This is a genomic window from uncultured Actinomyces sp. (assembly GCF_963526355.1).
GTDB lineage: Bacteria > Actinomycetota > Actinomycetes > Actinomycetales > Actinomycetaceae > Actinomyces.
In genome coordinates, this window is record NZ_CAUROW010000157.1 from 1 (window position 1) to 3347 (window position 3347).

Annotated in this window: 7 protein-coding genes and 1 pseudogene; all 8 read left to right on the forward strand. The window is 66.7% G+C overall.

Annotation, left to right across the window (positions count from 1 at the left end; genetic code table 11):
* The first annotated feature begins 138 nt into the window (after nt 1-138).
* A complete protein-coding gene (gene rplN, locus RWR81_RS13060; protein WP_003781898.1) occupies nt 139-507 on the forward strand; it encodes a 50S ribosomal protein L14 in 369 nt (122 codons plus the stop codon).
* 2 nt (nt 508-509) lie between these two features.
* Nucleotides 510-854 carry a 50S ribosomal protein L24 gene (gene rplX / locus RWR81_RS13065; protein ID WP_314458150.1) on the forward strand — a complete coding sequence of 115 codons (345 nt, stop codon included), beginning with the start codon at nt 510-512 and terminating at the stop codon, nt 852-854.
* 2 nt (nt 855-856) lie between these two features.
* Nucleotides 857-1414, forward strand: coding sequence for a 50S ribosomal protein L5 (gene rplE / locus RWR81_RS13070; protein ID WP_314458151.1), 558 nt, complete (start codon nt 857-859; stop codon nt 1412-1414).
* 1 nt (nt 1415) lies between these two features.
* A complete protein-coding gene (locus RWR81_RS13075; protein WP_003781856.1) occupies nt 1416-1601 on the forward strand; it encodes a type Z 30S ribosomal protein S14 in 186 nt (61 codons plus the stop codon).
* A gap of 58 nt (nt 1602-1659) precedes the next feature.
* On the forward strand, nt 1660-2058 hold the full coding sequence (gene rpsH, locus RWR81_RS13080) for a 30S ribosomal protein S8 (RefSeq protein ID WP_314458152.1): 399 nt from the start codon (nt 1660-1662) through the stop codon (nt 2056-2058).
* Between the two features lie 21 nt (nt 2059-2079).
* Nucleotides 2080-2619 (forward strand): 50S ribosomal protein L6, encoded by a 540-nt coding sequence (rplF, locus tag RWR81_RS13085; RefSeq protein ID WP_314458153.1) that lies wholly within the window; start codon nt 2080-2082, stop codon nt 2617-2619.
* A gap of 2 nt (nt 2620-2621) precedes the next feature.
* The gene (gene rplR, locus RWR81_RS13090) at nt 2622-3002 is read left to right on the forward strand and encodes a 50S ribosomal protein L18 (RefSeq protein ID WP_314458154.1); all 381 of its coding nucleotides are present in this window, start codon (nt 2622-2624) and stop codon (nt 3000-3002) included.
* A gap of 34 nt (nt 3003-3036) precedes the next feature.
* A pseudogene (locus tag RWR81_RS13095) lies at nt 3037-3347 on the forward strand (30S ribosomal protein S5); the annotation flags it as partial.

Consider the following 3347-nt stretch of genomic DNA (forward strand, 5'->3'; position numbering starts at 1 on the left):
AGCGTACCGCGGACATCCCCTATCCCTGGGTCGGCCTCGTGCGGCCTGCGGCCGGGGGAGACGTGTGCAAGACCAGAAGAACGTTCGGCCAGGCTCGGGAGCTTCCTGAGAACCGGCTCGACGACAGGAGAACACTCAATGATCCAGCAGGAGTCGCGACTGAAGGTCGCCGACAACACCGGTGCCAAGGAGATCCTTTGCATCCGTGTTCTCGGTGGATCGGGTCGGCGCTATGCGGGTATCGGCGACACGATCGTCGCCACCGTCAAGGACGCCATTCCCGGCGGCAACGTGAAGAAGGGCGAGGTCGTCAAGGCCGTCGTCGTGCGTGCCCGCAAGGAGCGTCGTCGTCCTGACGGCTCGTACATCCGCTTCGACGAGAACGCCGCCGTCATCCTCAAGAACGATGGGGAGCCGCGCGGAACGCGCATCTTCGGCCCCGTCGGCCGTGAGCTTCGCGAGAAGAAGTTCATGCGCATCGTCTCGCTCGCCCCGGAGGTGATCTGAACATGGCACGCATCAAGAAGGGCGACCAGGTCATCGTCATCGCCGGTAAGGACAAGGGCAAGACCGGCCGCATCCTGGAGGTCCTCAAGGACACTGACCGTGTCATCGTCGAGGGCGTCCAGCGCGTCACCAAGCACACCAAGGTGGGGCAGTCCCAGCAGGGCGCCCGCACCGGCGGCATCGAGACCGTTGAGGCGCCCATCCACGCCTCCAACGTCATGCTCGTCGACCCCAAGACCAAGAAGCGCACCCGCGTGGGCTTCCGCGTCGAGGAGGGCGTGCGTCCCAACGGCCGCAAGCGCACCGTCCGCGTGCGCTACGCCAAGAAGAGCGGGGAGGACCTGTGACCATGGCTGACAAGATCACCCCCCGTCTCAAGACGAAGTACGCCGAGGAGGTGCGCCCCAACCTGCTCAAGGAGTTCCAGCACAGCAACGTGATGGAGGTCGGGCGCGTCGTCAAGGTCGTCGTCAACATGGGTGTGGGCGAGGCCGCCCACGACTCCAAGATGATCGAGGGCGCCGTGCGCGACCTCGCCGCCATCACGGGTCAGAAGCCCCAGGTCACCCGGGCCCGCAAGTCCATCGCGCAGTTCAAGCTGCGTGAGGGCATGCCGATCGGCGCGCACTCCACGCTGCGCGGCGACCGCATGTGGGAGTTCCTGGACCGGCTGGTGTCGATCTCCCTGCCCCGCATCCGCGACTTCCGCGGTCTGAGTCCCAAGCAGTTCGACGGGAACGGCAACTACACCTTCGGTCTGACCGAGCAGGCCGTCTTCCACGAGATCGACCAGGATCAGATCGACCGCGTCCGCGGCATGGACATCACCGTGGTGACCACGGCCAAGACCGACGAGGAGGCCCGCTCGCTGCTCAAGCAGCTCGGCTTCCCCTTCAAGGAGAAGTGACATGGCGAAGACCGCTCTGATTGAGAAGGCGAACCGCAAGCCCAAGTTCGGTGTCCGTGCCTACACGCGCTGCCAGCGCTGCGGCCGCCCGCACTCGGTGTACCGCAAGTTCGGCCTGTGCCGTATCTGCCTGCGTGAGATGGCCCTTCGCGGCGAGCTCCCGGGCGTGAGCAAGTCCAGCTGGTAAGAACTTACGTCGCAGGTCCGGTGAGGAAACCACGACGAGGAAGGGCCAAGGCCCACTCATGACAATGACAGACCCCATCGCAGACATGCTGACCCGTCTGCGCAACGCAAACAGCGCCTACCACGACACCGTGTCGATGCCGTCGAGCAAGCTCAAGGTGAACATCGCTGAGATGCTCAAGGCCGAGGGCTACATCGCCGGCTACGAGGTCACGGACGCCGAGGTCGGCAAGACGCTCACGCTGAGCCTCAAGTACGGAGCCAACCGCCAGCGGGCCATCCAGGGCCTGCGCCGGATCTCCAAGCCCGGCCTGCGCGTCTACGCCAAGTCCACCAACCTGCCCAGGGTCCTCGGCGGCCTGGGAGTGGCGATCCTGTCCACCTCCTCCGGCCTCCTGACCGACAAGCAGGCCGAGTCGCGCGGCGTGGGCGGCGAAGTCCTCGCCTACGTCTGGTAAGAGAAGGAACGGAGGAAAACCATGTCTCGTATTGGACGGCTCCCCGTTCCGGTTCCCGCCGGAGTGGACGTCACCATCGACGGCCAGGACGTGACGGTCAAGGGCCCCAAGGGCACCCTGTCCCGCACAATCAGCGAGCCCCTGAGCGTCACCCGCCAGGAGGACGGCTCCATCCTGGTCACGCGTCCCGACGACGAGCGCCGCTCGCGCTCGCTGCACGGATTGTCGCGCACCCTCATCAACAATATGGTGATCGGCGTCACCGAGGGCTACTCCAAGCGGCTCGAGATCGTCGGCACCGGATACCGCGTCGCCGCCAAGGGCCAGGGCATCGAGCTCTCCCTCGGCTTCTCCCACACCGTGACCGTTGAGCCCCCCGAGGGCATCACCTTCACGGTCGACGGCAACCTGAAGATCACCGTCTCCGGTATCTCCAAGGAGCAGGTCGGCGAGGTCGCGGCGAACATCCGCAAGATCCGTCCGCCGGAGCCCTACAAGGGCAAGGGCGTGCGCTACGCCGGCGAGAACGTGCGCCGCAAGGTCGGAAAGGCTGGTAAGTGACCATGGCTTACTCGATCAAGAGGGGCAAGGGCAACCCTCGCGCCATCGCACGCAAGATCCGTCACCAGCGTGTGCGCAAGCGCGTCTCCGGCACCCCCGAGCGCCCCCGTCTGGTGGTCACCCGGTCCAACCGCCACATGGTGGCCCAGGTCGTGGACGACACCATCGGCCACACCCTGTGCGCGGCCTCCACTCTGGAGGAGGCCGCCAAGGGCGTCGAGGGCCACAAGGTGGGCGCCGCCCGCAAGGTCGGCGAGCTCATCGCCGAGCGCGCCAAGGCGCTGGGCATTGAGGCTGTCGTGTTCGACCGCGGCGGCAACAAGTACCACGGCCGTGTCGCGGCCGTCGCCGAGGGCGCCCGTGAGGGCGGCCTGAGGCTGTGAGCACCAAGACGACGAGAAAGCAGAGGAGCATCTGATGGCTGCACCGCAGCGAGACAGGTCCGCGTCGTCCGACGGCTCGGCCCAGCGCGAGAACGACGAGCGCCGGGGCGAGGGCCGCGGCCGCCGCGACCGCAACAACGACCGCCGCGACCGTGGTCGCGGCAACGACGACAAGTACATCGAGCGCGTCGTCACCATCAACCGCGTGTCCAAGGTCGTCAAGGGCGGCCGCCGCTTCACCTTCACGGCCCTCGTGGTCGTCGGTGACGGTGAGGGCACCGTCGGCGTGGGCTACGGCAAGGCGAAGGAGGTCCCCGCCGCCATCGCCAAGGCCGTCGAGATCGC

What these genes read in the sequence shown, in the direction of transcription:
- rplN (WP_003781898.1), top strand. Translation starts at nt 139, where the DNA reads ATGATCCAGCAGGAGTCGCGACTGAAGGTCGCCGACAACACCGGTGCC.
- rplX (WP_314458150.1), top strand. Translation starts at nt 510, where the DNA reads ATGGCACGCATCAAGAAGGGCGACCAGGTCATCGTCATCGCCGGTAAG.
- rplE (WP_314458151.1), top strand. Translation starts at nt 857, where the DNA reads ATGGCTGACAAGATCACCCCCCGTCTCAAGACGAAGTACGCCGAGGAG.
- RWR81_RS13075 (WP_003781856.1), top strand. Translation starts at nt 1,416, where the DNA reads ATGGCGAAGACCGCTCTGATTGAGAAGGCGAACCGCAAGCCCAAGTTC.
- rpsH (WP_314458152.1), top strand. Translation starts at nt 1,660, where the DNA reads ATGACAATGACAGACCCCATCGCAGACATGCTGACCCGTCTGCGCAAC.
- rplF (WP_314458153.1), top strand. Translation starts at nt 2,080, where the DNA reads ATGTCTCGTATTGGACGGCTCCCCGTTCCGGTTCCCGCCGGAGTGGAC.
- rplR (WP_314458154.1), top strand. Translation starts at nt 2,622, where the DNA reads ATGGCTTACTCGATCAAGAGGGGCAAGGGCAACCCTCGCGCCATCGCA.